This window comes from Chromobacterium sp. Panama, from assembly GCF_003052555.1.
Taxonomy (GTDB): Bacteria; Pseudomonadota; Gammaproteobacteria; order Burkholderiales; family Chromobacteriaceae; genus Chromobacterium.
The window spans coordinates 2,232,661-2,257,798 of sequence record NZ_QARX01000001.1 but is presented as its reverse complement, the minus strand read 5'-3'; the positions used below and the strand labels follow the sequence as shown (position 1 = coordinate 2,257,798).

At 66.1% G+C, this 25,138-nt stretch carries 17 protein-coding genes; 9 read left to right on the top strand and 8 right to left on the bottom strand.

What is annotated here, in order from left to right; all coding sequences use genetic code 11:
* Positions 1-13 precede the first annotated feature (13 nt).
* From DB032_RS10110 to DB032_RS10095, 4 genes are all read right to left on the bottom strand, one after another.
* The gene (locus DB032_RS10110) at positions 14-1,267 is read right to left on the bottom strand and encodes an MdtA/MuxA family multidrug efflux RND transporter periplasmic adaptor subunit (protein WP_146176643.1); all 1,254 of its coding nucleotides are present in this window, start codon (positions 1,265-1,267) and stop codon (positions 14-16) included.
* Positions 1,268-1,383: 116 nt separating this feature from the next.
* The gene (locus DB032_RS10105) at positions 1,384-2,637 is read right to left on the bottom strand and encodes a nucleotide disphospho-sugar-binding domain-containing protein (RefSeq protein ID WP_107799374.1); all 1,254 of its coding nucleotides are present in this window, start codon (positions 2,635-2,637) and stop codon (positions 1,384-1,386) included.
* Positions 2,638-2,841: 204 nt separating this feature from the next.
* Positions 2,842-4,578, bottom strand: coding sequence for an L-tyrosine/L-tryptophan isonitrile synthase family protein (locus DB032_RS10100; protein WP_107799373.1), 1,737 nt, complete (start codon positions 4,576-4,578; stop codon positions 2,842-2,844).
* Positions 4,579-4,613: 35 nt separating this feature from the next.
* Positions 4,614-5,594 carry an isocyanide synthase family protein gene (locus DB032_RS10095; protein WP_107799372.1) on the bottom strand — a complete coding sequence of 327 codons (981 nt, stop codon included), beginning with the start codon at positions 5,592-5,594 and terminating at the stop codon, positions 4,614-4,616.
* Between DB032_RS10095 and DB032_RS23700 the strand changes: the two genes are divergently transcribed.
* The 8 genes from DB032_RS23700 (at position 5,593) to DB032_RS10060 (ending at position 13,487) form a co-directional block, all read left to right on the top strand.
* Positions 5,593-5,832 (top strand): hypothetical protein, encoded by a 240-nt coding sequence (locus DB032_RS23700; protein ID WP_146176642.1) that lies wholly within the window; start codon positions 5,593-5,595, stop codon positions 5,830-5,832. The two genes, DB032_RS10095 and DB032_RS23700, sit on opposite strands and share 2 nt — an antisense overlap.
* A gap of 701 nt (positions 5,833-6,533) precedes the next feature.
* Positions 6,534-8,060, top strand: a complete 1,527-nt coding sequence (locus DB032_RS10090) for an amino acid permease (RefSeq protein ID WP_107799371.1) — start codon at positions 6,534-6,536, stop codon at positions 8,058-8,060.
* Positions 8,061-8,327: 267 nt separating this feature from the next.
* Positions 8,328-9,029 (top strand): MarC family protein, encoded by a 702-nt coding sequence (locus tag DB032_RS10085; RefSeq protein WP_107801780.1) that lies wholly within the window; start codon positions 8,328-8,330, stop codon positions 9,027-9,029.
* A gap of 99 nt (positions 9,030-9,128) precedes the next feature.
* Positions 9,129-10,259: an L-threonine dehydrogenase gene (gene yiaY, locus DB032_RS10080; RefSeq protein ID WP_107799370.1), complete on the top strand. Its 1,131-nt coding sequence runs from the start codon at positions 9,129-9,131 to the stop codon at positions 10,257-10,259.
* A gap of 270 nt (positions 10,260-10,529) precedes the next feature.
* Positions 10,530-10,949 (top strand): DUF488 domain-containing protein, encoded by a 420-nt coding sequence (locus DB032_RS10075; protein ID WP_107799369.1) that lies wholly within the window; start codon positions 10,530-10,532, stop codon positions 10,947-10,949.
* Positions 10,950-10,953: 4 nt separating this feature from the next.
* Positions 10,954-11,382 carry a MarR family transcriptional regulator gene (locus DB032_RS10070; RefSeq protein ID WP_107799368.1) on the top strand — a complete coding sequence of 143 codons (429 nt, stop codon included), beginning with the start codon at positions 10,954-10,956 and terminating at the stop codon, positions 11,380-11,382.
* 72 nt (positions 11,383-11,454) lie between these two features.
* Entirely contained in the window at positions 11,455-12,105 is a 651-nt protein-coding gene (locus DB032_RS10065; protein WP_107799367.1) for a response regulator, read from the top strand.
* Positions 12,102-13,487, top strand: coding sequence for an ATP-binding protein (locus DB032_RS10060; protein WP_107799366.1), 1,386 nt, complete (start codon positions 12,102-12,104; stop codon positions 13,485-13,487). Before DB032_RS10065 ends, DB032_RS10060 begins: the two co-directional genes overlap by 4 nt.
* Before the next feature lie 33 nt (positions 13,488-13,520).
* Here the strand turns inward: DB032_RS10060 and DB032_RS10055 are convergent, their stop codons facing one another.
* From DB032_RS10055 to DB032_RS10040, 4 genes are read right to left on the bottom strand one after another with little or no spacing between them, the layout of a single operon-like run.
* Positions 13,521-14,921 carry an efflux transporter outer membrane subunit gene (locus DB032_RS10055; RefSeq protein ID WP_158274280.1) on the bottom strand — a complete coding sequence of 467 codons (1,401 nt, stop codon included), beginning with the start codon at positions 14,919-14,921 and terminating at the stop codon, positions 13,521-13,523.
* Positions 14,918-15,838 carry an HlyD family secretion protein gene (locus tag DB032_RS10050; protein ID WP_107799364.1) on the bottom strand — a complete coding sequence of 307 codons (921 nt, stop codon included), beginning with the start codon at positions 15,836-15,838 and terminating at the stop codon, positions 14,918-14,920. Before DB032_RS10050 ends, DB032_RS10055 begins: the two co-directional genes overlap by 4 nt.
* Complete coding sequence (locus DB032_RS10045) at positions 15,835-16,554, bottom strand: ABC transporter ATP-binding protein (RefSeq protein WP_107799363.1); 720 nt, start codon at positions 16,552-16,554, stop codon at positions 15,835-15,837. Before DB032_RS10045 ends, DB032_RS10050 begins: the two co-directional genes overlap by 4 nt.
* A gap of 10 nt (positions 16,555-16,564) precedes the next feature.
* Positions 16,565-17,692: an ABC transporter permease gene (locus DB032_RS10040; protein WP_107799362.1), complete on the bottom strand. Its 1,128-nt coding sequence runs from the start codon at positions 17,690-17,692 to the stop codon at positions 16,565-16,567.
* 715 nt (positions 17,693-18,407) lie between these two features.
* Here DB032_RS10040 and DB032_RS10035 point away from each other — a divergent pair.
* The gene (locus DB032_RS10035) at positions 18,408-25,118 is read left to right on the top strand and encodes a type I polyketide synthase (protein ID WP_107799361.1); all 6,711 of its coding nucleotides are present in this window, start codon (positions 18,408-18,410) and stop codon (positions 25,116-25,118) included.
* Positions 25,119-25,138 lie beyond the last annotated feature (20 nt).

Here is a 25,138-nt window from a genome sequence, read left to right as displayed (position 1 = left end):
CGTCTCTCCGCGCTTACTGCGCCGCCGAGGCGCGGCGTTTGCCGGCCGGGCCGCTGCCGTCGCGCTTGTGGCGCCCGTTTTTGCCCGCGCCCTGGGCGGCTTGGCGGTTTTGCGCGGCGCGGTCCACCACGGTGACCTTGGCGCCGTCGCGCAGCTTGTCCAGGCCGTCCACCACCACGCGCTGGCCGGGCTGCAGGCCTTGCTCGACGATGACGATGTCGCCGACGCGCGCGCCGGCGCTGATCTTGTTCAGGCTGACGCTGCTGTCGGCGTTGACGGTGTAGACGTAGCTGCCCGCCTTGCCCAGCTGCACCGCGGCGGCCGGCACGGTGACGGCGTTTTCCTGCTCGCCCAGGCTCAGACGCACATTGACGAATTGATTGGGGAACAGGGCCTCGTCGGCGTTGGCGAAGCGGGCTTTGAGGTTGACGGTGCCGGTGCTGGTGTTGAGCTGGTTGTCTATGGCCAGCAGCGCGCCGTCGGCCAGCTTGTTGCGGTTGTCGCGGTCCCAGGCTTCCACCGCGAGGCCGGGCTTGGCGCGGCTGGCCCGCAATACCGGCCCCAGGCTGACTTCCGGCACCGAGAACAGCACGTTGATGGGCTGGGTCTGGGTGATCACCACCAGGCCGTTGGCGTCGCTGGCGTGGACGATGTTGCCCGGGTCCACCTGACGCAGGCCGGCGCGGCCGGACACCGGCGCGGTGACGCGGCTGTAGCTGAGCTGCAGCCGGGCGTTGTCCACCGCGCCCTGGTCCAGCTTGACCGTGCCCTGGTACTGGCGCACCAGCGCCGCCTGGGTGTCCACCTGTTGTTTGGCGATGGAGTTCTGCTCCAGCAGCTGGCGGTAGCGGTTCAGGTCCAGCTGGGCGTTTTGCAGCAAGGCCTGGTCGCGCAGCAACTGGCCTTCGGCCTGGGCCAGCGCGGCCTGGAACGGGCGCGGGTCCAGTTCCGCCAGCAGCTGGCCTTGTTTGACCGGCTGGCCTTCCTCGAAATGCAGTTTGTCCAGCTGGCCGTCCACGCGGCTGCGCACGGTGACGGTGTAGGTGGAGTTGACGGTGCCCAGCGCGCTGATCTGCAAGGGCACGTTTTGCCGCTGCGCGGCGGCCACGCCCACGGCCGCCGGCGGCGCGGCGCGGCGTTGGCCGGCGGCGTCCGCGGCCGCGTGCTGCCGCCACCACCAGCCGCCGCCCAGCGCGAGCGCGACGACAAGGCCCCAGCACAGCGGGGAACGGTAAAACGGGCGGCGAGGCGCGGCGGATTGGGTCACGGCGGGGCTCCAGAAAAACGGCCTTGGAGCGGCGAGGGCCGCTCCGGATCATTCGAAGGCGACCGCCGGCGCGGATGGGGCGAGGGATGGCGCCGCAGCAGGCTGAGGGTCGATGCTTACGGCATTATGCGCTCCGTGTTTGAACCGGGCTTTGCTTGCGCCGGCGATTGTATGTCGAATTGTTGCAAGACTTGACGGAATGTAAGGTGAGGCCGGGCAGCGGCGAAATGCCAGGCCAGTTGCTGCGCGCGCTGGCGGTAGGACGGCGTGGCCAGCATGCGCCGCAGCAGCGGCGGCAGCTGGCCGGTTTCGATGTGGCGGCGGCGCAGCGTGGCGCCGGCGCCGTAGGCTTCGATATGCCGCATCGCCAGCAGCTGGTCCATATTGGACGGGATGCCGATCACCGGCCGGCCCTGTTCCAGCGCCTGGTAGCTGGTGGGGCTGCCGCCGTTGCAAATGACCAGGTCCGCGCGGGCGGCGGCGGCCTCGCCGGGCAGGAAGTCGGCGCTGAACAGGCCGGAGCGTTGCGGCAGCCGCTGGCGGCGGCCGGTGCTGGCGATCACTTGCAGGCCTTCGCCCAGAAGCTGCTCAATCAGCGTGGGCAGCAAGGCCAGATTGCCGGAAGAGCCCAGCGACAGGTAGACGGTGGGACGGTCTTGCAATTGCGGCCACCAGTCCGGCAGCGCGCCGCCGGGCGACCAGGTGACCGGGCCCAGATAGCGGTGGTGGGCGGGCAGCGGATCCAGCGGCACCAGTTCCGGGGAATCGTAGTAGAGCACTTGATCGCCGTGGCTCCAGGCCTCGAAGCAGTTGGCGAAGGGCGCCAGGCCGTAATGGGCGCGGGCGCGGTTGAGCGAGCGGGCCAGCAGCCGGGTGGCCAGCGGGGTGATCCAGCGCATCAGCGCGGGCATGACGGGCAGGCGGTGCAGATTGATCTTGGCCAGTTCCGGCACCGGCAGCGGCTGCGGCCGGCGGTAGGGGCTCCAGTAGGCGTTGATCAGATGGATCAAGGGCTTGCCGGAGAGCGCGGCGCTGATGCCCAGCGAGTGGCGGAAGTCGCCGACGATGATGTCCGGGTCCAGGCGTTCGATCAGGCGCAATTCTTCTTCGACGTAGGCGATGATTTCCTCGCGCCGGTACAGCGGCTTGCCGTTGTCCACGGCGTCAAGAAAGTCTTCGCAGCGCTTGGTGATCAGCGGGTGGTATTGGATGTCCTGGCGTTGGTAAATATGATCGAAGCGCGGCGCGGCGGCCAGGTGGATGTCGTAGTCCGCTGCGGGCAGCGCGGCGGCCAGGGTGTAGGGGCGGGCGACATGGGCCAGGGTGACGGCCTCGCCGACGAAGAGGATTTTCTGCTTGCGTGGGTTCATGGCGGTTTTCGGGGGATGGGGGGCGATGCCGCCCGGCGGGGCCGGACGGCGCGGGGCGGGCCTTAGAACGTGTTTACGATCTCGCGAGCTAAGGCGAGACAAGGCGTTGCGGCTGAGAAAGCGGAATGTACGCGTGGTACATGAGCATTTCGAAGCCTTTTTCAACGCTGTATCGCCGACGCGCAGCAGATCGTAAACAGGCGCTTAGCCTTTGTGGACCTGAACGCGCCACAGCTCGCGTCCGCGCGAGGCGCGGGTCATCGCGCGGCGGCCGTGCAGGCTGTTGTAGTTGTCTATCAGCGCCAGGTCGCCGTCGTGCCAGTCGTGCTCGATCAGGTTTTCCGGCGCATAGGCCCGTTCCAGCAGTTCCTGCACCAGGTTGGGATAGTCGTCGGCGCGCTCTTCCACGTCGACGAAGAACTTCTGCAGTTCGGAGTTGCTGTTTTCCTGGAAACGCAGCACCGCTTCGCCGGTGTCCGGGTGGGCTTCCACCAGCGGGTAGACGCGAGCGTCGCCGCCGAAATAGGTGAACTTGGTGTGGTAGCGGATTTCCAGCCGCTCCCATTCGGCCAGGGTGGCCACCGGCACCTGGCGCAGGATGTTGCGCGCGTCCACCAGGGTGGTCTGGCCTTCGCCGTGCTGCGGCGCGGTCTTGCAATACAGCGCGAACAGGCTGGCGCTGAAGCGCGGATTCTTGCGCACGAACGCATTGTCGGCCGGCAGCATGCTCAAGTCCCAGTGCAGCGGCAGCTCCTCGAAGGAGTGGACGAAGCCGTCGGCGTCTTCCTCCGGCTTGACCTTGTGCACCGCGCCGAACTGCCAGATATACGGGGTGCCGAACTGGGCGCTGAAGTCGATCAGATTGTCCTCGTCGGCCACGGCGAAGCCGCGCAGGGCGACGAAGCCGAACATCTGGGCCAAGCGGGTCAAGGCCGGGCGCGGCAGAGACAGGCAGTTGGCGCCGGGACGGCGGTTTTCTATCAGCAGGCCGAAGCGGCCGGCCCGCATCACCGACAACTCGCAACCTTCCCATTCCGCGCCGGCCTGTTCCAGATAGAGCCAGGGCTGCCCGTCGAAGCTCACCGCCTTGGCGCGGCGCGCGTCCAGCGCCTGGCGCTTGGAGACCAGCTCGCCGTGACCGGCCAAGTTCAGCAGGTAGACGCGGTGCCAGGGCAAGGCCGCCTCGGCCTGGGCCGGAGACAGGCGGATGGGGAATTTGCCGCCGGGCGCGCCGGATTGGTGGATGGTCAGCCGGATGGCTTCCGGGAAGTGCTCGGCCAGCATCGCGTCCAGCGCGATGCCGCGCCAGGCGAGGCGCCGCGCGCGCTGCGGCCAGTCCTCGGCCTCGGCGATGCCGCGCGCCGCATTGTCTTCGCGCAGCAGGCCCAGCCATTGCGGCTGGCGTCCGGCCTGGTTTTCCGGCAGCGGCTGGGAGAAGTCCGCGGCCGCGGCGGGCAGGTAGCGGCGCAGCACGCTTTCCGCGCGGTCGCGCAGGCGGTCGAAGCCGGGCTGGACGCTGGCGTAATCATGCCAGCGCAGCACCGGGCTGGCGTAGAGCGCGCGCAGCCGGCGGTGGTAGTCGTTGGCGGTGTCGCGCGGGATGTCCAGCAGGTCGTGGAAACTCAGGCCGTCGCTGAACAATTCCAGCGCGCAACCGGCCGGGTAGACGCGGCCGACGGCGCGGCACAGCCGGTCCAGCCGTTCCAGCGCCGCGTATTCGGCGTAGTCGGGGCGGTCGGACGCGGTCTTGTCGCGGGTGTTGGGCGATTTCAGCGGAAAGCCCGGCAGCAGCAATTGCAGCGGCTGCTGCCGGCGCACGAAGCCTTCCACTTGGGCGCTCAGCGCCTGGCGGTAGGATTCGCGCCGCGGGTGGTCGGCTTCGCCCTGGAAGGCGTCGAGCAGAATGGAAACAATGGAAGCGACAATAGGTTCGTTTTGCATGGTGATACTCGAAATGAACAATGAAAGGCGGGGCTTCAGGCGGCGGTGGCGATGAAGTGGCTGGGCCGGCCGTCGACAAAGACCAGCGCGGACTGGTTCTCGTCGATGTCGCTGCGTTTTTTCAGCATCACGCCGTGCTCGTGCTTGATCGCGGCGGCGTGCCAGGGCGTCAGCCAGGCGTCGGTGCTGTCCACCAGGCGCACGCCGATTTTGGCGGAGACGCGGAATTGCGGATGAATGGACAGGCGCAGGCTGTCCGGAAACGCGCGCTCCAGCAGCCGGCTCCAGGCATTGCTGCGCTGGATCACCCGGTAGGCGTTGGCGCGCGCCATTTTCTGCAAGCTGGTCTTGCTGTGGCCGGCGAAGCGCGGCATGCCTTGCGCGTCTTCGAACAGGAAGCGGGTAATGCCCTGGTACATCGCGCGCATCGCCGGTTCGTCCTGGCATTGACGTTTGATCTGTTCGATGGAGTCGCTGTAAAGAATCAGCAATTCTTCGCGCTGGGAATCCAGATCGCCGATATAGCTGAAGTGGTCTTTCAGATCGTAAAAACGGAAGCTGTCGCCATGGCGTTGCCGCGCGTAGCGAATCAAGTCGTCCATATAGGCGGCGACTTCCGCGTCCGGGATATACACCACGTCGGAAAAGCAATAGCCGTCCGAGCAAATGGCGACTTGAGCGCCCGGCGGGTAGATGCTCTGAATGTCCCGGCAGAGTTGGTGCAGATTATCCAGCGCGTGGCGTTCGGCCAGATCGGGCATGGCGCCCAGGGTTTTATTGCGGTTGGGCGATTTGCCGGGAAAGGCCGGCAAAATCATTTGCAGCGGCTGACGTCGGCTGACGGCGGCCTGAATCTTGGGCAGGTGAGGGGCCATTTCCGCGGCAAGGTCCTCCGGCGCGGCAAGGTCTTCCGGGTGGACGCGGCGCAGCTTGAAAACCCGTTCCAGTATTTGCCGGGCGAGATCCGAGGCGGAAACTCCAAAAGGGTGAAAAACAGGGTCGACAATGGCGTTCATGGTTTATCTCAAATGGTTGTGGAATCAAAAGCGATTGAATTGCGACTGGCCCGCGTTCATGCGCGGGCGTTTCACTTATCGTTATGTGATAACCAAAATAAAAATGATGGAAAGAACAGGTTTAGCTTCAGTTAGCGCGGCCATTCTATGGCAGATGTCGGGAGCGGGCGAACAAATTAGCCGCTATAGGGTTATGAGCAATCGTTATATTGATATGGCGAAGGGATTGGATGAATAAAGGCGGATGGAAATTTTATTTGTTTTAGGTGGGTTTTTATTCAATGGGGCGGTGTGAAAATTGTAAATGCGATTGTGACGGTTTGTGATGTCTTATTTGTTTTAATTTGGATTAAATTTAAATTTGTCTTTATATGACAAGATCTTATTTGTCATTTTTGCAAATGAGATTCATTCCTATTTGTAAATGGCGGGAGACCGTCGGAGACTGTGAGTTTTCCCATGCAACCACGTTGCGGCGCTGCGGTCGCGGCGCCTTTCCTGCGGCGCGCCGGCGCGGGCGGGGCGGGTGAAAACTGTATGATTCACGCGACAGATGCGGCGCGAGATGACGATGAAGCGCGGCGAACAAACCCCGGATGCTGCGTTGCGCCGACTTGTCGTACTCGAGATCCGCCGCGTTTCAGAGCGCCGCGCCGCGGATGGGCAAAGCCTCGTCTTCCGCCGCAGGCCCGGCCCGTGCCGGCCGGCGGGGCTTTGGGCCGGCTTTCGGCCGCAATCCAAGCGGGTGCGGTATTCCTTTGCGAACATGACATTTTCGTTTTTTAAGCTTCAAAGCCATGTTTGACTAGTCAACAGTCGTGGTTGCTGTCATTCTTTTGCGTTTCGATTACGACTGCCTGTCGTAGCGACAGCAGGCCGCCGGCTGGCCGCAGCGAGCCGAAAGCAATGTCGCCGAGCAGGCGCACTTGAGACAAAGAGATGGAAAAAAAGCAAGAAAGCCAAGAGCTTAGGCGCACCTTGCAGGCGCGCCACCTGTCGATGATCGCCATCGGCGGCTCCATTGGCACCGGCCTGTTCCTGGCCTCCGGCGCCACCGTGGCGTCGGCCGGCGCCGGCGGGGCCTTGATCGCCTACGCCCTGATCGGCCTGATGGTTTACTTCCTGATGACCAGCCTGGGCGAAATGGCCGCCTTCATGCCGGAATCCGGCTCTTTCCAGGTATACGGTTCGCGCTTCGTCGATCCGGCCTTCGGCTTCGCCCAAGGGTGGAACTACTGGTACAACTGGGCCATCACCGTGGCGGTGGAGCTGGCCGCGGCCGCCATCATCATGCATTACTGGTATCCGGCGGTGCCCGGCATCGTCTGGAGCGCCGGCTTCCTGTTGATCATCTTCGTGCTCAACTATTTCTCGGTGAAGGGCTTCGGCGAGGCCGAGTTCTGGTGCTCGATGCTCAAGGTGGCCACCATCATCGCCTTCATCGTCATCGGCTTTTTGATGATCTTCGGCATCATGACCGACCCCAATCCGCAGCGCATCGCGCCGGGTTTGTCGGTGATGCAGCAGGGGCAGGGGCCGTTTGTCGGCGGCCTGGCCGCCTTTGTCGGCGTGGCCATGATTGTGGGCTTCTCCTTCCAGGGCACCGAGCTGATCGGCGTCGCCGCCGGCGAATCCGCCAATCCGGGCAAGACCATCCCGCGCGCGGTGCGGCAGATCTTCTGGCGCATCCTGATGTTCTACATGCTGTCCATCCTGATCATCGGCCTGATCCTGCCGTACAACGATCCGCTGCTGCTGAAGAACGATATGAAGGATGTCGGCGCCAGCCCGTTCACCCTGGTGTTCAACCGCGCCGGCTTCGCCATGGCCGCCAGCCTGATGAACGCGGTGATCCTGTCCGCCATCCTGTCCGCCGGCAACTCCGGCATGTACGCGTCCACCCGCATGCTGTACACCATGGCGCGCAACAAGATGGCGCCCAAGCGCTTTGCCGAGCTGTCCAGCAACGGCGTGCCGCGCAATGCCTTGTACGCCACCAGCGTGATCGCCGCGCTGTGCTTCCTGACCTCCTTGTTTGAAACCAACGCGGTCTATCTGTGGCTGCTGAACTCTTCCGGCATGACCGGCTTCATCGCCTGGCTGGGCGTGGCCATCAGCCACTACCGTTTCCGCCGCGGCTACGTCAAGCAGGGCCACGATCTGGCGGACTTGCCCTACCAGGCCAAGTGGTTCCCGCTGGGCCCGCTGTTCGCCTTCGCGCTGTGTCTGCTGATCATGCTGGGCCAGAACTACGAGGCCTTCATCGGCGGCCATATCGACTGGAGCGCGGTGATCGCCACCTATCTGGGCATCCCGCTGTTCCTGGCGCTGTGGCTGGGCTACAAGTACAAGCACAAAACCCGGATGGTGGCGCTGGAAGAGATTGATTTCAGCGAGGCGCTGGTCAAGGCTCGCGCCTTGCGCCAAGAGAATAAGGACGGCAAGCTGGCCGCCGCCACGCGCTGATCCTCTGTGAATTCTGCCAGCCTTAGCGCGGCAGTTCGCCAACAGCCCGGCCATGCCGGGCTGTTTTGCGTAAGGGCTTGATTGTTTTGGATTCGGCGCCGGCCCATGCCGGCGCCGCGGACGCGCGCGGCGCGCCGGAACCGGGGCGGGGCGCCGCAGTCCGAGCGAGAGCCGGCTTGCAATACTGATGAATTGTGTAATATGGCGGCTGGCGCGGCGCCGCCCGCCGGCGTTCCCGATCTGAATTCGATGGCTTCGGAGTCATTCATGCAGTTGCTGACAATATTCATAACAAAGTTTCTGTTTGTGATGGCCGCCTTGCTGCCGATCATGAACCCTCCGGGCCTGGTGCCCATCTTCATCTCGATGACGGCGCGCAATACGCCGCAGCAGCGCCGCTACCTGGCGCGCCGCATCGCCATGTATTGCGCCTTGCTGCTGCTGGGCAGCATGTTCACCGGCGGCTATGTGCTGTCCTTCTTCGGCGTGTCCTTGCCGGTGGTGCAATTGTCCGGCGGCCTGCTGATCACCTTTGCCGCCTGGCGCATGCTCAACGACGCGCCGCCGGAAAGCAGCCCCACTTCCACCGACCAGCCCATCCAGGCGGAAAACCAGGACGCCCTGAAGCAGCGCGCTTTCTATCCGTTGACCTTCCCGCTGACGGTGGGGCCGGGCTCCATCTCGGTGGCCATCACCATGGGCGCCTCCTTGACCGATACCGGCAAGGGCATCGTCAAATACGCGATCTCGCCGCTGGCCGGCAGTTTCGCGGTGCTGGTGTGCAGCTTGCTGGTCTATCTGTGCTACCGCCACGCCGACAAGCTGCTGCGCTATCTGGGCCAGACCGGCTCGGTGGTGTTCCTGCGCTTGTCCGCCTTCATCCTGCTATGCCTGGGCGTGCAGATCATGTGGGACGGCTTCGGCGCCCTGATCACCCAGCTGGCGCAGGATGTGTTGCCGCATAAGTGAGCGGGGCGATTGGACATCTTTTGATGTGAGGCAAATGCCGCATCGGCCAAATTGAGCATACTGCGATTATGACAAATGTCTTAAGAACAGGAGTTTGCCATGGCCACCAGCGCTTTCTTCATCCCCTGCGTCAATCTGATGGGCGCGGGCTGTCTGCAACAAGCCGTTGAAACCATGCGCGGCTACGGTTACCGCAAGGTCTTGATGGTGACCGACGCCGGCCTGGTGAAAACCGGTCTGGCCGGCCGAGTGACCGAGCTGCTGGGCGGCGTCGGCATCGCCACCGTGCTGTTCGACGGCGTGCATCCCAATCCCACTACCGCCAACGTAGGCGCCGGCCTCGCGCTGTTGCGCGAGCACGGCTGCGACGCCGTGGTGTCCTTGGGCGGCGGCTCGCCGCACGACTGCGCCAAGGGCATCGCCCTGGTAGCAGCCAACGGCGGCAAGATCCAGGATTACGAGGGCGTGGACAAGTCCGCCAAGCCGCAACTGCCCTTGGTGGCGATCAACACCACCGCCGGCACCGCTTCGGAAATGACTCGCTTCTGCATCATCACCGACGAGAGCCGTCACATCAAAATGGCCATCGTCGACAAGCACACCACGCCGGTGCTGTCGGTCAACGATCCGGAAACCATGGCCGGCATGCCGGCCGGGCTGACCGCCGCCACCGGCATGGACGCGCTGACCCACGCGGTGGAAGCCTATGTGTCCACCATCGCCACGCCCATTACCGACGCCTGCGCCTTGAAGGCGGTGACGCTGATCGCCGGCCATCTGCGCCGCGCGGTGCGCAACGGCATGGACATGGAGGCGCGCGAGCAGATGGCTTACGCGCAATTCCTGGCCGGCATGGCCTTTAACAACGCGTCGCTGGGCTATGTGCACGCGATGGCGCACCAGCTGGGCGGTTTTTACGATCTGCCGCACGGCGTGTGCAACGCGGTGCTGCTGCCGCATGTGCAGGCTTACAACGCCAAGGCGGCCGGCCAGCGGCTGGCCGATGTCGGCGCGGCGCTGGGCGTGGAAGCCAGCGCCGAGGCGGCGATCGCCGCCATACGCCAATTGGCGGCCGATGTAGGCATTCCGGCGGGATTGACGCAACTGGGGGTCAAGGAAGAGGATATTCCTGAACTGGCCGCCAACGCCTTGAAGGACGCTTGCGGTCTGACCAATCCGATCCAGGCCAGCCACGAGGAAATCTGCGCGATCTTCAAGGCCGCGCTGTAGCGGTAAAGGGCCGCGGCGATTCGCCGCGGCCTTCACGATCTGCTGCGCTGCGGCGATACGACGTTAACAACCCGCTCAAAATGCTTATGTGCCACGAGTACATTCCGCTTTTGCGCTCGTTTTCGCCTTGTCTCGCTCAAGCTCGCAAGATTTTGAACACAGCTTCCCATGGCGGCCCAGCCGCCTTTTTTTGACCATTAAATATCGTAATACGATATTTCTGACGACGCCGCACCGCCTCCGCCGCCAGATGAAATAAGGAGTGACGCAATGGACGCAACCATTCGCCTATTGCCGGTGAGCGAATACCGGCCGGGGCTTGATAACGCTTTTCTGATCGAGGAAACCTGGCCGAAGGGCTTGCCGCGGCAGGCGCTGGACGCCGCCCACTGGCTCAAAAGCGTGGCGCCCGCGCCCGGCTTGCTGAAATGGCTGCGCCAGGACGACCGTCATTGGCCCACCTTCTGCGAGGTGTATTGGGCCGACCTGGCGGCGAACCCGCAGCGCTGGTGGCCCTTGTGGAAGGCCAGCCGCCGCGGCGGCCTGGTGCTGCTGCACGCGGGCGGCGGCGACAAGCAGCCGGCGCAGGCCTTGGCGCAATTCCTGGGCGACAAGCTGGACGAGATAGCGCGCATCGAGGCCGGAGAGCTGGCGTCGCCGGTGTGCTACCGCGCCTTGCTGGATCATTGACCGCATGCCCGAGCCATCCAGCTTCTCCAAACAGGATTTCGAACGTCTGGCGGACTTCCGCTATCGTTTGCGCCGCTTCCAGCGTTTCAGCGAGGAGGCGGCCCAGCGCCACGGCATCACCATGCTGCAATACCTGCTATTGCTGCAGATCAAGGGCTTTCCCGGCCGCGACTGGGCCACGGTGGCCGAACTGGCCGAGCGGCTGCAGTCGCACCACCACAGCGTGGTGGGCCTGATCAGCCGCTGCGAGCAACAGCGGCTGGTGGCGCGCAGCCCGGGGCGGGACGACCGCCGCTGCGTGGAAGTGCGGCTGCTGCCCAAGGGCGAGGCGCTGGCGGAATGTCTGGCGCGAGAGCATCGCGAGGAGTTGCAGGCCCTGCGGCGGCTGGGCGATGTGCTGTCGCTGGATCATCTCTTGCAGCCCGAGGATTGACGCCGGCGCGGTAGCTTTTGCCATGGCGCTCTGGCATGATTTTGACATTGTTTTGGCGAGCGGAGATATCCCGTGAACATACTGTTGGTGGAGGACGATCTGGCATTGGGCGAGGCGCTGGGGCAGGCTTTGCGCCAAGCCGGCTTTCGCACCGTCTGGGTGAGGCGCTTGAAGGAGGCGCGCACCTTTCTGGCCGAGGAGCCGCAGGACGCGCTGCTGCTGGACCTGGGCTTGCCGGACGGCGAGGGCCTGCATTTGCTGCAGGAGCTGCGCGGCAACGGATCGACGCTGCCGGTCATCATCCTGACCGCGCGCGACGCGCTGGAGAGCCGGCTGGCCGGCCTGCACAACGGCGCCGACGATTACCTGGTCAAGCCCTTCGCGATTCCCGAGCTGCTGGCCCGGCTGCAGGCGGTGACCCGGCGCAGCAGCGGCTTCGTGTCGGCCAATTGGCAGATCGGCGATTTGTGCATCAACGCCGAAACCCGAGAGCTGTCGATGGGCGGCGCGGCGGTGGCCTTGTCGCCGTCCGAGTTCGCGCTGGTGTTCGAACTGGTGCGCAAGGCCGGCAAGGTGGTCAGCCGCGAGCACCTGGTCGAGCATCTGTGCTGCGAGTCCGACAACGCGCTGGAAGTGCATGTCCACAATCTGCGACGCAAGCTGGGTTCGGACTGGATCCGCACCATACGCGGCGTCGGCTATCTGCTGCCCAAGCCGGCATGATCATCCCCTCGCTGGCGCGGCGCTCGCTCTACCGGCGGCTGTTATGGACCAGTCTGAGCACCCTATTGGCGGTGTGGCTGGTCCTGTTCGCCTGGTTTTATTGGGAAGTGACCCGGGTCGGTTCCGGCTATCTGGACGGCGATTTGCGCGGGCTGGCGCGCACCCTGGCCACCGTCTACAGCGCCGACATCAAGGAAAGCGAGCGCGCCCGCGTCGTCGATCAGTTGATCGGCCAGTTCGGCCACGGCTATAGCGAAAGGCCGCCGGTCAAGGACGAGCTGGCCTACCGCATCGTCGACAAGCGCCAGCGCCTGCTGGCGGTGTCCAGCGCCTGGCCGGAGCTGGAGCAGCCGCCCAGCGGCGGCGCGCCGGCCAACCAGGGGCGCTGGCGCATGCTGACGGCGAGCGGCGACGAGGTCCGGGTGCAGTTGGCGATCGCGCGCAGCTTCGTGCAGCGGGTGCAGGCCGAAATCCTGATCTTCTTCCTGCTGCCGCTGATCGCCGCGGTGCCCATCATCATGCTGCTGCTGCGCGTCGGTTACGGCCGCGCCCTGCAGCCCTTGGCGACGCTGGCCACCACCATCACCTCGCGCGATGTGCAATCGACGGCGCCGCTGGCCTGCGCCGACCCCGAATATCAGGAATTGCGGCCGGTGTTCAATTCCGTCAACGAGCTGTTGTCGCGGCTGGCGACCTTTCGCGAGGGCGAGCAGCGCTTCTTCGCCGACGCGGCGCACGAGCTGCGCACGCCTCTGGCGGCGATAGGCGCGCAAGTGCATCTGCTGGCGCGCGCGGAGTCCGAACAGGAGAGGGCGGCGCTGGCGGCCTTGCTGGACGCCAGCATAGGCCGCAGCGGCGAACTGGTGGGCAAGCTGTTGACGCTGTCGCGGCTGGACGCGGAATCGGCGCGGGTGCTGCCGGTATCTTTCGATCTGGCGGCCTTGGCGCGCGCGGCGCTGGCGCGCCAGGTGCCGCGAGCGATGGAGCGCAACATCACGCTGGCCTACGACGGCGCGCAGACGGCGGCCTGCTGCGGCGACGCCAGCGCGATGGATAGCCTATTGGACAATCTGCTGGACAACGCCATCCGTTACTGCCCGGACGGCGCTTGCATCAATGTGGAAGTCAGCGAGGGGTTTTCCAATGTGAGGCTGGCGGTGCTGGACGACGGGCCGGGCATCGAGCCGCAGTGGCGGGAGCAGGTGCTGAAGCGTTTCGTGCGCCTGCCCGACAATACCGTGACCGGCAGCGGCCTGGGGCTGGCCATCGTCAAGCGGGTGGTGGAGCTGCACGGCGGCAGCCTGCTGTTGACCGACGGCCTGCACGGCAACGGCCTGGGCGTGGAAATCCGCCTGCCGCGCTGCGACGCGCGGCCGGCTTGAGGCCGCCGCGCTCCCGCATCGCTTCATCGCTTCTCAGGGCGCGCTCTTGTCCGCGCCCTCCCAGCCGCCGCCCAGCGCGGCGATCAGATTGGCCGCCGCCAGCAATTGCTGGCGGCGCGCGCCTTGCACGCCCTGTTCCGCCTGCAGTTCCGCCAGTTGCGCGCGCCATTCCGCCTGACCGTCGCTGAGCCCCACGCCGCGCGCGTCGCGCTCGGCGCGCAAGCGGCGGCTGGCGTCCACGTATTGGCGCTGCCTGGCCTCCTGATCGGTTTTGGCGAAATGGGCGGAGGCGGCGGCGTCTTCCACCTCGTACACCGCGCGGGTGACGGCGCCGCGCCAGGCCGCGTATTGCTCGGCGGCGGCGGAGCGCGCGCGCTGGGCCTCGGCCTTGCGCTTGCCGGCGTCGAACAGCGGAATGTCCAGCTGCGGCAGCAGCGACCAGTTCAGCACCTTGCTGCCGCGCAGACCGGACCAGCTGCCGGCGCTGATGCCCAGCCCGCCGTTCAGGGTCAGCGACGGCCAGCGGGCGGCCTCGGCTTCGTCGATGCGCGCGCGCGCGGCGTCGTAGCGGGCCTGGGCCGCGTTCAGATCCGGCCTGCGCTGAAGCAGCCGGGCCGGCACGTCGCCGCCCACTTCCGGCAGCCGGAGTTCGCGCAGCGGACGCGCCGGCGGTAGCCCGCAGGCGTCCGGCATCTTGGCGGCCAGCTGGCACAGGCTGCGCTCCACCCGCTTCAGCGCGTCGCCTTGTTGAGCGACCAGGCGGGCGGCTTCGCTGGCCTCGCTGTCCGGTTCCAGCAGTTGCCGGCCGCTGGCCAGGCCGACGCGGCGTTTGGCGGCGACGCCGGCCAGCAGCCGCTGGCGCAGCCGCGCGGCCTCCTGGACCAGTTCGATGTCGGCGGCCAGCTCCGCCCGGGTCAGCCACAGTTCGGCGGTTTGCCGCGCCAGGCTCAGGCCCAGCGCGTCGAGGTCGCCGCCGCTGGCCTTGAGGTCGGCGCGGCCGGCGCGCGTCGCGGCGCTGACCCGGCCGCGCAAGTCCACTTCATAGCCCAGCGCCAGCCGCGTGCTGTAGCGGGTGCTGGGATTGGCGGTGTCTTCGCTCACTTCGCCCAAATCGAATTTGGACAGTTTGCGCCGCTCCACCGATTGTTCGAAGTCCAGCTTGGGATAGCGGTCGGCGTTGAGCACGCCCAGTTCGGCGCGCGCGGCGTCCAGCCGCGCCAGGCTGGCGGCGAGATCGGTGTTGCCCTCGCGCACCGCGGCTATCCAGCGGCTGAGGCCGGGATCGCCGAAACCGTCCCAGGCCTGGGCGTCCGGGCCGGCGCGGGGCAGGGTCCGGCCGTAGCGTTCCGGCAGCGCCGGCGTCGGGCGCGAAGGCTCCAGCCCGGCGCAGCCGCCAAGCGCCAGGAGCAGCAGCAGAGCGATGGGGCGCATCATGGCTTGCCCGCCTTGTCTTGTCGGGCGATGCGCACCAGCACTCGCTGGCCGATGCGGATTTCCGGCGCGTCCACCAGCGCCAGCACGCATTCGATCACGCGCACGTCCTGTTTCTCATTGGGGTCGTCGTTGTCCGGGCGGTTGCCGAACACCTGGCCCAGCCGCAGCACCTTGGCCTTGTAGACCTTGGTTTCGTCCGCTTCCAGCGTCACCTCGGCCGCCTGTCCCGCCGTCACCAAGCCCACATAGCGTTCTTCCAGGTCGGCGCGAACGATGCGCGGCCCGTTGGGGGCGAACATGAACAGCGGCGTCACGTTCAGCGTGGAGGTGCCGTCGCCGGGGCGGGCCTGGCGGCGGATGATGCGGCCGGCCAGCGGCGCGCGGACCACGTGTTGATCCACTTCCAGCTTGCTGGCCGCCACTTGCGCGTCGGCGGTGGCCACCGCCGCCTGCTGGCGGGCCAGTTCGGACGCGCTGAGCTTGACCTGATCGCGGGCGTTGTCTTTTTCCTGCTTGGACACCACCTCGTCGCTGCTCAGCGCGGACACCCGTTGCAGCTCGCGCTGGGCGATGGCGTGCTTGACCTGCAGCAGCGTCAGCGCCTGCCGCGCCTCGTCGCGCTCCTGCTCGCGCACCTTCATCGCCAGATTGGCCTCGCGGTCATCGATGCGGGCCAGCACCGCGCCGGGTTTGACCTCGGCGCCTTCTTCCACCGACACCTCGCGAATGATGCCGGCGCGCGGCGCGGCGATATTGATCACCCCGCCTTCTATGCTGACGCGGCCCTTGGCGATGGCGGCCCACGGCGATTGCTGGACCGGCGCGGGAGGCGGCGGTTCGGAGCAGCCGGCCAGCAACAGGCTCAAAGCCAGCAGCGGGCCCAGGCGCAGCGGGGTCTTGGGAATAGGGCTGCTCATGCTACCTCCATCGGCGTGTTGTGGACGCGCAGGTCTTTGACCACCTGGCCGTCTTCCAGGGTGATGACGCGGTCGGCGTGTTTGATCAGGCGGTTGTCGTGCGACACGCCCAGCACCGTGGTGCCTTGTTCCTGGGCGATCTGGTGCAAGAGGTCGATCACCACTTGGCCGTTATGGCTGTCCAGCGCGCTGGTGGGTTCGTCGGCGAACATCAGCTTGGGCCGCTTGACCAGCGCGCGGGCGATGGCGACGCGCTGCTTTTCGCCGCCGGACAATTCCATGGGCCGCAGCTTGGCGCGCGGGCCCAGGCCCACCAGTTCCAGCGCCTCCTGGGCGCGCTTCTCGGCTTCCGGCTTGCTGATCTTGGGGCCGTAGTTCAGCGGCAGCAGCACGTTTTCCAGCGCGGTCAGCGAGGCGAACAGATTGAAGCCCTGGAACACGAAACCGCAATGCTCCAGGCGGAAGCGGCTCAACTCCTCGATGGAGCGCCGGGTCAGCTCCAGCCCCAGCGCGGTGACGCGGCCGGAGCTGGGCGGCAGCAGGCCGGAGAGCACGGACAGCAAGGTGCTCTTGCCGGAGCCGGACGGACCGATGATCAGGGTCAGTTCGCCGGGCAGGATGGACAGCGAGATATTGGTGAGCACGGTTTGCTCGGTCTTGCCGTTGCTGAACGAGCGGTTCAGGTTTTCGCCGACGATGGCGGGAGAGGCGGACATGAGAGTCTCCTTATCGCAATAGGGTGGAGGGTTCGGCCTGGTTCAGCGCGCGCAGCGCGGACAGACCGGACAGCAGAGCGATGCCCAGCACCAGGGTGCCGGTGGCCAGGCAGCCCCACACCGGCACTTCCAGCGCGATGTGGGCGTGGCGCGCGGCCATCACCAGCAGCGCGCCGACCACGGCGGTGATCACCAGGCCGGCGAGGCCGACCCAGAAGGACTGCTCCAGAATCACGGCGCGCAAGGAGGAGGAGGACACGCCCAAGGCGCGCAGGGTGGCGTATTCGCGCAGCGCGGCGACGATGGCCGCCATCAGCGTCTGGCTGGTGATGACGATGCCGACCAGCAGGCCCAGCGCGGAGGAGAACAGGAAGCCGGAGCCGGCGCCGGACTCGAATAGCCAATACACCTGCGACTGGATGGAGAACTCCTCGGCGGTCCACACCTGGAAGGGCTTGAAGCTGCCGGCCGGTTGCAGCTGGTCGCGCACCAGTTCGGCGCGGCTGGGGTCGCGCAGCCGGGCCAGGAAGTAGTCGGTGGCGTCGTTGCGCAGATTGGGGTCGATGCGGCGCGCGGTGTTCAGCGAGGTCAGGATGTTGGCCCCGCCCATCGCGCGCATGCCGTTGACGGTGCCGCCGATGCGCACCCGCTTGCCGCTGAGTTCGGCGTAGTCGCCGATCTTGACGCCCAGCTTTTCCAGATCGCTCTCATCCACCAGCACGGTGCTGGGCACCGTCAGCTCCTGGCGCAGCGCCGGGGTGAGCAAGGTGGCGAAGGTCATCGCCTGCGGGCGCGGGTCGATGCCGATCAGCACCGCGCTGAGCTTGCCGCCGCCGGGGCGCTGCCAGTCCGCCATGGTCCAGGTGAAGCGTTCCACCGAGGTGACCTCGGGATGCGCCCAAAGGTTGTTCTCGGTCTTGCCGGGAATCGGCCGGGCCAGATCCACGCTCTGAGTGGCCGGGTAGCCCACCCAAAGATCGGCGCTGGAGCGGTCTATGTAAACGCCTACCGAGCTGAACATGCCCAAGAGCAGGCTGAGCTGCACTTGCACCAGCAGGCCGGCGAAAGCCACCGCCAGCACCGCCGGCAGGAAGCGGCGCCACTCGTAGATCAGCGAGGCGCGAGCGAGGGAGACCATGGTCAGGCCTCCGCGCTGCAGCCGGGCCGGCAGGGGGGATGGTTGGGCTGGGGCATGACTGTCTCCGGGGTGAAATGAGGGCAGTATGCCTATTCCTGCTTAGGGTTTTCTGAGCGCGGCCAAGCGTGAATAAGGCGGAGTCGGCGTACGGGATTTCCCTAGTATTAATACCACTGGTATTAGTCTGGATATTGAATTTGAATGCCAATTCAATAAGCCGCTGTTCTTATTGCCTGCTCAGACTCTCCTCAGTTTTCTTTTTCAAGCTTGGTTTTTTTATTTTTCAGTAATGGATTTACTAAAAAATAATGACTTTGGCATTGGTGTGTCAATAAAGATACATCATTAAAATCAATGATTTGCTTTGTTCTGTATATATTTTTCTCCAGATCTGTGGAGGTAAATCAGTCAACTGCAAGAAAGCCCTAAGGAAACACTAAGATTTCAACGTCATAATTTTCCAAAACCGGATTTGACAGTTTCGGTTGTAAAGATTTTGTCAAGTTGAGATCGCGGTTTTGGATGTGGTTTGCGTAATAGGCAGCAGGCGCGTGCGGCGGTTCGCCGGACGCGAATTCGATCCAGGCTTTGCGTGCGGGACCGGATTTAAAGAAAGGCAGTCGACCCTGGCCGTGCGGCCGGCGATTGCGCTTCCCGGTTGGTGCGCGGCGGCAAGCGAATGATGCGAAACAGCAGGTTCACCGCGGGAGGAGCAATGAGCAAGACCGTAGCTAGCAGGATAGGACCGGGCACGGTGGATATCGCGATTGTGGGCATGGCCAGCCACTTTCCCGATGCGGCCACCTTGTACGATTTCTGGACCAATATCGTCGACAAGAAGGATTCCCTGACCGACATCGACCAGAAGAACGGCGATGAATACTGGCGCAAGGAAGACTATTACAGCGCGGACCCGAGCGCCGCCGACAAGACTTACGGCCATCGCGCCGGTTTCGTGCCGGCCATCGATTTCGATCCGGTGGAATTCAAACTGCCGCCGCTGATGCTGGAGTCCATCAGCACCGCGCAGATCTTCGCGCTGCACGTGGCCAAACAGGCGATGCTGGACGCCAGGCTGGTGGGCGAGGACGCCTTGCCGGTGGATAAAGACCGCGTGGGCGTGATCCTGGGCGGCGCCGGCAACGGCAACACTTCCTTCTCGCTGGCCTTCCGCCAGCAGGAGCCGTATCTGCGCAAGGTGCTGAACCACGCCGGCCTGCCCGGCGCGGTGGCCGATGAGGTCATCGACCGCGTCAACCATCTCTATCTGGAATGGAACGAGGACAGCTTCCCCGGCTTCCTCGGCAATGTCGCCTGCGGCCGCATCGCCAGCTACTTCGATCTGGGCGGCACCTCTTATATGGTGGACGCCGCTTGCGCCAGCAGCCTGGCCGCGATCAAGGCGGCGGTGGGCGAGTTGGTGGACGGCAGCTGCGACGTGGTGCTGACCGGCGGCGTCAACCTGGAAAACTCGATCTTCTCCTTCCTGTGCTTCAGCAAGACGCCGGCCCTGTCCAAGAGCAATCTGTCGCGGCCCTTCGACGAATCCTCGGACGGCATGATGCTGGGCGACGGCGTGGGCTTCCTGGTGCTCAAGCGCCTGGAAGACGCCGAGCGCGACGGTGATCGCGTTTACGCGGTGATCAAATCCTTGCAGGCCTCCAGCGACGGCCGCGCCAAGAGCATTTTCGCGCCGCGTCACGAAGGCCAGGTCAAGGCGATGCAACGCGCTTACGCGCGCGCCGGCATTTCTCCGGCCGAGATCCAGCTGGTGGAGGCGCACGGCACCGGCACCCAGTCCGGCGACGAGACCGAGATCAAGAGCTTGCGCGCGGTGTTCGAGGCCGGCGGCGCTCAGCCCGGCTCGGTGGCCATCGGCAGCGTCAAATCGCAGATCGGCCATACCCGTTGCGCCGCCGGCGCGGCGGCGATGATGAAGGCCGCGCTCGGCCTCTATCACAAGGTGTTGCCGCCCACCATCAACGTCAGCCAGCCCAGCCGCGAACTGGCGGACAGCGCCAGCCCCTTCTACGTCAACATCGACAGCCGGCCCTGGCTGAGCCCGGTGGACGGCGCGCCGCGCCGCGCCGCCTTGAGCGCCTACGGCTTCGGCGGCACCAACTACCACGCCATCATGGAAGAGCATCAGGCGCGGCCGCAGGGCGATTTCCGCCTGAACCTGCGCCCGGAAGTGGTGCTGCTGCACGCGGACGGCCCGGAGCAGCTGCTGGCGCTGGCCGAGCACAAGCTGGATGCCTTCCGCGCCGAAGACGCCGGTTATCAGTTCCGTCTGCACCAAGGCGCGGCGGCGCGCGCGCCGGCCGATTCCGCGCGCCTGGCTTTCGTCGCGGGCTCCGCCGAACAGGCGGCCGGCCTGCTGGACGAGGCGATCAAGCTGCTGCGGGCGCGGCCGGATCAGGACTGGGAACACCCGCTGGGCATTTACTACAAGCGCGAGGCGGCTCCGCTGGCCGGCCGCGTGGTGGCCTTGTTCCCCGGACAGGGCGCGCAGTACGTGAACATGGGCCGCGACATCGCCAACGATTACCCGGCGATGCGCGAAACCCTGGAAGGCCTGGACGCCGCGGCGCACGCCGACGGGCTGCCGCTGCCTTCGGCGGCGATTTTCCCGCCGCCGGCCTTCGACGCGGAGACGGCGGACCGCCAGATGGCGGAGCTGACCCAAACCCGCACCGCGCAGCCGGCGATAGGCGCGATCAGCGCCGGCTACTACAAGCTGCTGCGCGGTCTGGGCCTGCGGCCGGACTTCCTGGCCGGCCACAGCTACGGCGAGGTGACCGCTCTGTGGGCCGCCGGCGTCTTGAGCGACGAGAACTTCTACCGCGCCTCGCTGGCGCGCGGCGCGGCGGTGGCCAGCCCGGTGCCGGGCGGCGAGCCGGGCGCGATGCTGGCGGCCTCGCTGCCGGAGAGCGAAGCCAGCGCGGTGCTGGAGCGCTTCCCGGAGCTGGTGGTGGCCAATTACAACTCGCAGCAGCAACTGGTGTTCGGCGGCGCCGGCGACATCATCCGCCAGGCCCATGAGTTCCTGAACGAGCGCAAGGTGCGCAGCCAGGTGCTGGCGGTGTCGGCGGCCTTCCACACCGACTTCGTGCGCCACGCTTGCGCGCCGTTCGAGGCCAGCCTGGCCGGCATTCCGTTCCAGGCGCCGCAAGCCGCGGTGTACTCCACCGCCAGCGGCGAGCGCCACGCCGACGACCCGGCCAAGATCAAGCAGTCCTTGATCGGCCAACTGGTCAGCCCGGTGCGCTTCCAGCAAACCATTGAACGCATTCATCAGCAGGGCGGCTATCTCTTCGTCGAGATCGGCCCCAAGGGCATTCTGGGCAAGCTGGTGGCGGACATCCTCAAGGACAAGCCGCACGCGGTGGTGTCGCTGAACCCCAGCGCCAACGGCGAGGAAGCCCTGCAATTCAAGCGCGCGCTGGCGCGGCTGGCGGTGGAGGGGGTGGAGCTGAGCTCCACCGATCCGCAGGCGGCGCTGCCGCTGGCGACGGCGCCCAAGAAAAAGGCGCTGACTTACACAATGAGCGGCGGCTTCTTCTACTCGGAGAAAGCCAAGCAGCGCCGCGCGCACGCCATGCGCAAGGATACGCGCGTCATCGACGCCTTCATCGACGAGCGGCTCGCCGCCAGCTCGCCGCCGCGGGCGCCGGAGACGGAGCGGGATAGTACGGTAGTGGTGGAAACTTTGGTCGACAACAGGGACGACATGGTGTGGCTGGAGCCGGTCCATGTCATAAGCGGAGAGGGAATCATGCAACGCAGTAGCTCGGACAACGAAGTATTGAGCGTATTGGACGCGCAAATCCAGGCGCAGAACATGCTCAGCCAGGTGCACCAGCAGTTCCAGCTGAATCAGAAGGACTACATTCAGCTGCTGGATTCGCTGATGAACAAGCAATACACCTTGCTGGAGAAATTCCAGGGCAGCCAGCAACTGACGGAAGTGGTGGCCAGCCTGGGCCAGAGCCTGCAGCTGCTGGACAAGAACCAGGAGCTCTACCACGTCAACCACGAACATTATTTCGACAACCAGCAAGCTTTGCTGGGCGCCGACGTCGCCGCCCGCGGCGGCCAGGTGGCCGCTCGCCTGCAACAGCGCGCGCCGCTGGAAGTGAGCTTGCCGACGCCGCGCGCCGCGGTGGAATTGCCGGCGGCCGCGCCCCTGGCTCAGCCCGCCGCCGCGCCCGCCGCCCCGGCGCCTCAAGTGAGCGCGGTGCAGGCGCCCAAGCCGACGCTGCAGGAGATTCCGCAAGCAGCCGCTCCGGTCGCCGCGCCGGCCCCGGTAGCCGCGCCCGCTCCGGCAGCCGCCGCGCCCGCCGCCGCGATCAGCGCCGAGGACCAGGCCCTGATCCAGCGCTTCGAAGCCTTGACCGAGGCCGACCTGATCAAGCAACTGATCGCCATCGTCAGCGACCGCACCGGCTACCCGGCCGACATGATCAATGAAGACATGGATCTGGAAGCCGACCTGGGCATCGATTCGATCAAGCGCCTGGAAATCTTCGGCGCCATGTTCGACCAGCTGTCCGCCGAGGTGCCGCACTTCCAGGACATGGAAAAACAGAAGGACATGGAAACCTTCGACATCGACGCCTTCAGCAACATCCGCAAGATGGGCGGCTTCTTCAAGCAGACCATCTCCGAACTGCTGACCGAGCTGAAGCAGGGCGGCGCCGCCGCGCCGGCCGCGGAAGCCGCTCCGGCGCCGGAGGCCGCGCCGGCCCCGGTCTCCAGCGAGCCCGCCTTGCACGAAACCCCGGCGGCGGAGGCCAAGCCCTTGCGTCAGCTGGGCGTGGTGTCGTCCACCAAGAAACTGGTGTCCGACGTTGCCGTGGAGGACTCCGCAGCAAAAAAATCCCTAGCTGAGCCCCGGGAGACGGCATCTGCCCTCGCTCAGCAATCCCCTGTAAGTGATGCCCATACGGTAGCCGCGTCCATCCATCGTTTTCAGGCGCGGAAACAAGCTTTGCCCAAGCCGGACCTGCTGGAGCTGGCCGCCGGCCGGCTCTGGCTGCTGACCGACGACGGCAAGGGTTTAAGCGAAGAAGTGGCCAAACAGCTGCTGGCCCACGGCCAGCAGGTGGCGCGGCTGGTGTTCAAGTGGCAGCAGGCCAAGGGCCAGCGCAAGGCGATCAAGCACGTCAACGACTACGTGCTGGAACGCGCCGACGAGCTGGCGCTGGAAGACGTGCTGTCGCGGATCGCGGTGGCCGAAGGGCAGGTGGGCGGCTTCATCCACCTGCAAGCGCCGGCCGGCAACGTCAAATCGCTGGCCAACGCCTTCGCCGCGGCCGAGTACGACACCGCTCAGGCCTTGTTCCTGCTGGCCAAGCTGCTGCAGCCCTCGCTGACGCAGCCCGGTCTCGGCCGCGCCTGCTTCTTCGTGGCCAGCCAGCTGGACGGCGAGCTGGGCACCGCCCGGCGCGCCGCCTTCCCGGTGGCTGCCGCCGGCGTCAGCGGCCTGAGCAAGGCGCTGAACATCGAGTGGGAAGACGTGTTCTGCCGCACCGTGGATTTCGATCCCAAATGCGGCAAGAGCGCCATCGCCGCGATGTTGCTGGAAGAACTGCGCGACGTGCAGTCCGACGTGGCCGAAGTGGGCCGCGGCGTCAAGGGCGAGCGGATGACGCTGGGCTTCGAGGCGGCGCCGACCGACCCGCAGGCCGTGGCCGGCATCGACGCCAAGACCGTGTTCCTGGTCACCGGCGGCGCGCGCGGCATCACCGCCGAGTGCGTGATCGCGCTGGCCAAGCGTTATCCGGCCCGCTTCGCGCTGCTGGGCCGCACCCGCATCGACGCGCCGCTGCCGGAATGGGCGGAGGGCGGCGGCGAAGTGGCCGAGCTCAAGGCGCGCGCCATCCGCCATCTGCAACAGCAGGGCGAGACGGTGACCCCGGTCAAGGTGGACGCCTTGCTCAAGGAGCTGCTGCAACTGGCTGAGGTGCGCGCCACCATCGCCCGGATCGAGCAGGCCGGCGGCCAGGCCATCTATCTGGCTTGCGACATCGGCGACGCCAAGGACGTGGCGCGGGCGGCGGCGGAAGCGCAGCGGCAGCTGGGCCCCATCCGCGGCATCATCCACGGCGCCGGCAACCTGGCTGACAAGCGCATCGAGAAAAAGACCCCGGCCGATTTCCGCTCGGTGTTCCACACCAAGGTGAAAGGGCTGGAGAACCTGCTGGCGGCGGTCAAGCCGGACGGTTTGCGTCATCTGGTGCTGTTCTCCTCGGTGTCGGGCTTCTTCGGCAACGCCGGCCAGACCGATTACGCGATGGCCAACGACGCGCTGAACAAGTTCGCCTATCTGTACCAGACCCTGTACCCGAAACAGCAGGTGCGCAGCATCAACTGGGGTCCGTGGGACAGCGGCATGGTCAACGACGTGCTGAAGAAGGCCTACGCCGACCGCGGCCTGGCCATCATCCCCACCGCCGTGGGCGCGCAGTTCTTCGTCGACGAGTTCGCCGCCGGTCTGGTGCCGCAGGTGATCGTGGGCGGCGGCAGCTACAAGGTGGGGCGCAAGCAGAAGACCCTGCCGGCGCTGACCCGGGTGGAGCGCGAGCTGGACCCGGCCGTCAACGGCTTCCTGGGCGATCACGTGGTGGGCGGACAGCCGGTGCTGCCGGCCACCGCCGCGGCCGGCTGGATGGTGCAGCTGTGCGAAGACCTGCTGCCCGGCTATCGGCTGGAGACGCTGACGGACTTCCGCGTGCTCAAGGGCGTGGTGTTCGACGCCGGCGAACAGCGGCGCTTCATCGCCGAACTGCGGCCGGTGGCTGAAGCCGGCGGCAACGGCGACCGCCACACGCTGGAGGTGAGCATCTACAACCAGGTGGACGGGGCCGCGCTGAACCGCTACCAGGCGCGGGTGACCATGAGCCGGCTGGCGGCGGAAGCGCCGCTGGACGGGCCCAAGGCGCCGGCGGGCGAGCCGCTGGAGCATGCGCCGCTGTACGGCGACATGCGCGACGGCGCCTGGCTGTTCCACGGCCCGGCCTTCCGCGGCGTGCAGTCCTTGTTCCGTCTCGACGGCCAGGGCTTGCAAGCCGGCGGTAGGCTGGCCGCCGCGGGCGGACAGGGGCAGTTCCCGGTGAACTCCTTCAACCCCTACCTGGCGGACGTGGCTTTGCAAACGCCGCTGATCTGGCTGATGTCGCAGTCGGACAAGGCGGGGCTGCCGCTGCAGATCGCCGAGTGGCGGCAGTACGCGCCGCTGGCTTTCGACCAGGCCTTCTATCTGAGCATGGCGGTCACGGCGCAAACCGCGACCACTCTGCTGGCCGACGTCACCGTCCACGGCGCCGACGGCAAGGTGTACAGCAAGCTGTCCGGCTTGCAGTTCACCGTGTCGAAGAAGCTGCGGCAGCTGATGTGCGACCCGGAGGCCAGCGTGGCGGTGTGACGCGAGCAAGGCTGCGCCTG

Bases quoted from the DNA above. Each gene is read 5' to 3' on its own strand.
- DB032_RS10095 (WP_107799372.1), bottom strand. From the start codon at position 5,594: ATGAACGCCATTGTCGACCCTGTTTTTCACCCTTTTGGAGTTTCCGCC.
- DB032_RS10100 (WP_107799373.1), bottom strand. From the start codon at position 4,578: ATGCAAAACGAACCTATTGTCGCTTCCATTGTTTCCATTCTGCTCGAC.
- DB032_RS10055 (WP_158274280.1), bottom strand. From the start codon at position 14,921: ATGATGCGCCCCATCGCTCTGCTGCTGCTCCTGGCGCTTGGCGGCTGC.
- DB032_RS10040 (WP_107799362.1), bottom strand. From the start codon at position 17,692: ATGGTCTCCCTCGCTCGCGCCTCGCTGATCTACGAGTGGCGCCGCTTC.
- DB032_RS10105 (WP_107799374.1), bottom strand. From the start codon at position 2,637: ATGAACCCACGCAAGCAGAAAATCCTCTTCGTCGGCGAGGCCGTCACC.
- DB032_RS10050 (WP_107799364.1), bottom strand. From the start codon at position 15,838: ATGAGCAGCCCTATTCCCAAGACCCCGCTGCGCCTGGGCCCGCTGCTG.
- DB032_RS10070 (WP_107799368.1), top strand. From the start codon at position 10,954: ATGCCCGAGCCATCCAGCTTCTCCAAACAGGATTTCGAACGTCTGGCG.
- DB032_RS10075 (WP_107799369.1), top strand. From the start codon at position 10,530: ATGGACGCAACCATTCGCCTATTGCCGGTGAGCGAATACCGGCCGGGG.
- DB032_RS10090 (WP_107799371.1), top strand. From the start codon at position 6,534: ATGGAAAAAAAGCAAGAAAGCCAAGAGCTTAGGCGCACCTTGCAGGCG.
- DB032_RS23700 (WP_146176642.1), top strand. From the start codon at position 5,593: ATGGTTTATCTCAAATGGTTGTGGAATCAAAAGCGATTGAATTGCGAC.
- DB032_RS10045 (WP_107799363.1), bottom strand. From the start codon at position 16,554: ATGTCCGCCTCTCCCGCCATCGTCGGCGAAAACCTGAACCGCTCGTTC.
- DB032_RS10085 (WP_107801780.1), top strand. From the start codon at position 8,328: ATGCAGTTGCTGACAATATTCATAACAAAGTTTCTGTTTGTGATGGCC.
- yiaY (WP_107799370.1), top strand. From the start codon at position 9,129: ATGGCCACCAGCGCTTTCTTCATCCCCTGCGTCAATCTGATGGGCGCG.
- DB032_RS10035 (WP_107799361.1), top strand. From the start codon at position 18,408: ATGAGCAAGACCGTAGCTAGCAGGATAGGACCGGGCACGGTGGATATC.
- DB032_RS10060 (WP_107799366.1), top strand. From the start codon at position 12,102: ATGATCATCCCCTCGCTGGCGCGGCGCTCGCTCTACCGGCGGCTGTTA.